The sequence below is a fragment of the Pseudomonas sp. NPDC089741 genome, assembly GCF_044748825.1.
Classification (GTDB): domain Bacteria; phylum Pseudomonadota; class Gammaproteobacteria; order Pseudomonadales; family Pseudomonadaceae; genus Aquipseudomonas; species Aquipseudomonas helmanticensis.
The window spans coordinates 319-3,982 of the sequence record NZ_JBIVGT010000073.1; the positions used below are offsets into that span (position 1 = coordinate 319).

Here is a 3,664-nt window from a genome sequence, read left to right on the forward strand (position 1 = left end):
GCTCGTCTGATCGCTGGTGCTCGTGTTAACGGTCTGTCCTACAGCCGTTTGATCGAGTGCCTGAAACAATCGTACATCGAGATCGACCGTAAGGTTCTGGCTGATCTGGCAGTGAACGAAAAAGCGGTGTTTGCTGCGATTGTCGAGAAAGCTAAAGCCACCTTGGCTTAAGTACCCCCGACAATCACCCGGTCTCACTTCCGTGGGGCCAGGTGGTAAACGTCTTAAATAGGGGAAGAGCCTTCAAGCTCTTCCCCTATTTTGTATCTGGAGTCTGTACATGGAAAACCTGGATGCGCTGGTCTCTCAAGCACTAGAGGCTGTGCAAAGCGCTGAAGATATCAATGCCCTGGAGCAAATCCGGGTTCAATACCTTGGCAAAAAGGGCGAATTGACTCAGGTGATGAAGACCCTGGGGACTTTGCCGGCAGAAGAGCGTCCGCAAGTCGGCGCCCTGATCAACGTTGCCAAGGAACGTGTAACAGGCGTTCTCAATGCGCGCATGGCTCTGTTTGAGGAAGCCGAACTGGCTGCCAAACTGTCTGCCGAATCCATTGACGTGACATTGCCGGGCCGTGGCCAGACCTCCGGTGGTCTGCATCCGGTTACCCGGACTCTGGAACGTGTTGAACAGTTCTTCACCCGCATCGGCTACGGCATTGCCGAAGGCCCTGAGGTCGAAGACGACTACCACAACTTCGAAGCGCTCAACATCCCAGGCCATCACCCGGCCCGGTCGATGCATGACACCTTCTATTTCAATGCCAACATGTTGCTGCGCACCCATACCTCGCCGGTACAGGTCCGCACCATGGAATCGAAACAGCCGCCGATCCGCATCGTCTGCCCAGGCCGTGTGTACCGCAGCGACTCCGATATCACCCACTCGCCGATGTTCCACCAGGTCGAAGGCCTGCTGGTCGATCGCGACATCAATTTTGCCGATCTCAAAGGCACCATCGAAGAATTCCTGCGGGTGTTCTTCGAGAAAGAACTGGCCGTACGTTTCCGTCCTTCGTACTTCCCGTTCACCGAGCCATCCGCCGAAGTCGATATGGAATGCGTGATGTGCAGCGGTAAAGGCTGTCGCGTCTGCAAACAGACTGGCTGGCTGGAAGTGATGGGCTGCGGCATGGTTCACCCGAACGTGTTGCGCATGTCCGGCATCGACCCGGAAGAATTCTCCGGCTTTGCCTTCGGCATGGGCGTCGAGCGTCTGGCCATGCTCCGTTACGGCGTGAACGACTTGCGTCTGTTCTTCGACAACGACTTGCGGTTCCTCGCGCAATTTCGCTAGTCGTAACGAATTCTTAGGAGAGCAGGATGAAATTCAGTGAACAATGGCTGCGTGGCTGGGTTAGCCCGCAGGTAAATCGCGACGAGCTGGTTGCTCGTCTGTCGATGGCCGGTCTTGAGGTCGATAGCGTTACGCCGGCCGCCGGCGTATTCAGCGGCGTAGTGGTGGGCGAGGTGCTGAGCACCGAGCAACACCCTGATGCCGACAAGTTGCGCGTGTGCCAGGTCAGCAATGGCGCGGAAACCTTTCAGGTCGTGTGCGGAGCGCCAAACGTGCGCCCGGGCCTGAAGATTCCGTTTGCCATGATCGGTGCCGAACTGCCGGGCGACTTCAAGATCAAGAAAGCCAAGCTGCGTGGCGTCGAGTCCAACGGCATGCTGTGCTCGCAAGCCGAGCTGCAGGTCGGTGAAGGCAACGACGGTCTGATGGAGCTGCCAGCCGATGCGCCGGTGGGCGAAGATTTCCGCGTGTATCTGGATCTGGAAGACGCCAGCATCGAGGTTGACCTGACCCCGAACCGTGGCGATTGCCTGTCCCTGGCCGGTCTGGCCCGTGAAGTCGGCGCGCTGTACGACGCGCCGGTCACTCGTCCGGTGATCATGAGCATTCCTGCCGTGCACGATGAAGTGCGTTCGGTAGAAGTGCTGGCCCCATCGGCATGCCCGCGTTACTTGGGTCGAGTGATCCGTAACGTTGACCTGTCCAAGCCGACCCCGTTGTGGATGGTTGAGCGTCTGCGCCGCGGCGACGTGCGCAGCATCGACGCTGCCGTCGACATCACCAACTACGTGATGCTTGAGCTCGGTCAGCCGCTGCACGCCTTCGATCTCGCCGAAATCAATGGCGGCATCCGTGTGCGCATGGCAGAAGAGGGCGAGAAGCTGGTGCTGCTCGACGGTCAGGAAGTCAGCCTGCGTAGCGATACGCTGGTGATCGCCGACCACACTCGCGCTCTGGCAATTGCCGGTGTGATGGGTGGCGAGCACAGCGGTGTGTCCGCAACCACTCGCGACGTTTTCCTTGAGTCTGCGTTTTTCGACCAGATCGCTGTTGCTGGCAAGGCTCGTTCCTACGGTCTGCACACCGATGCCTCGCACCGCTACGAGCGTGGCGTTGACTGGCAACTGGCCCGTGAAGCCATGGAGCGCGCCACTGGCCTGCTGCTGGAAATCACTGGTGGCGAAGCCGGTCCGATCATCGAGACCGTCAGCGAGCAACATTTGCCGTCGATCGCGCCGATCACCCTGCGTGCCCAGCGCATCACCCAGATGCTTGGGATGGAAATGGACTCCGCTCAGATCGAGCGTCTGCTCGGCGGCCTGGGTCTGGGCATTACCGCCGACGGGGCAGGGCAGTGGCGCGTAGAAGTGCCAAGCCATCGCTTCGACATCAGCCTGGAAGTCGATCTGATCGAAGAACTGGCGCGTTTGTACGGCTACAACCGTCTGCCGGTTCGTTACCCGCAGGCGCGCCTCGCGCCGCAAGCCAAGGCTGAAGCGCGTAGCGATCTGCCTGAACTGCGTCGCCTGCTGGTGGCCCGTGGTTATCAGGAAGCGATCACTTACAGCTTCATTGATCCGCGCCAGTTCGAACTGTTCAATCCGGGCGTCGAGCCGCTGTTGCTGGCCAATCCGATCTCCAACGACATGGCTGCCATGCGCTCGTCGCTGTGGCCGGGTCTGGTCAAGGCGCTGCAGCACAACCTCAACCGTCAGCAGGATCGCGTGCGTCTGTTCGAAAGCGGTCTGCGCTTCGTCGGTCAACTCGAAGGCCTGAAGCAAGAGCCGATGCTGTCGGGTGTTGTCTGCGGCAGCCGTCTGCCGGAAGGTTGGGCGCAGGGTCGCGATACCGTGGACTTCTTCGACGTCAAGGCTGACGTGGAAGCGGTACTGGGCTTTGCCGGTGCACTGGATTCCTTCACTTTCGCTCCGGGCAAACATCCGGCGCTGCACCCGGGTCAAACCGCGCGCATCGAACGCGAAGGGCGTGAAGTCGGTTTCATCGGCGCCATTCACCCGGAATTGTCGAAAGCCTTGGGTCTGGATCGTCCGGTCTTCGTTTTCGAGCTGGTTCTGGCTGAAGTGGCACTCGGTAAAATGCCGAAATTCCACGAGTTGTCGCGCTTTCCTGAAGTGCGTCGTGACCTTGCACTGATCGCGCACAAAGACGTCGCAGCCTCGGCTGTACTGGACGTAATCCGTGAAAATGCAGGCGAATGGCTCACAGATCTCAGGCTGTTTGACGTATATCAGGGTAAAGGCATTGATCCTGATAGAAAAAGCCTTGCAGTTGGCTTGACCTGGCAGCATCCATCGCGCACTCTTAATGACGATGAGGTGAATTCGACGACGCAAAATATCCTCACCT

Annotated in this window: 2 protein-coding genes and 1 pseudogene; all 3 read left to right on the forward strand. The window is 59.0% G+C overall.

Annotation, left to right across the window (positions count from 1 at the left end; genetic code table 11):
* Positions 1-171: pseudogene (locus ACIPZE_RS28700) on the forward strand (50S ribosomal protein L20); the annotation flags it as partial.
* Between the two features lie 109 nt (positions 172-280).
* On the forward strand, positions 281-1,297 hold the full coding sequence (pheS, locus tag ACIPZE_RS28705; protein WP_400776790.1) for a phenylalanine--tRNA ligase subunit alpha: 1,017 nt from the start codon (positions 281-283) through the stop codon (positions 1,295-1,297).
* Between the two features lie 26 nt (positions 1,298-1,323).
* Positions 1,324-3,664: phenylalanine--tRNA ligase subunit beta (pheT, locus tag ACIPZE_RS28710; RefSeq protein WP_400776793.1), on the forward strand; the 2,341-nt coding region annotated here is incomplete at its 3' end.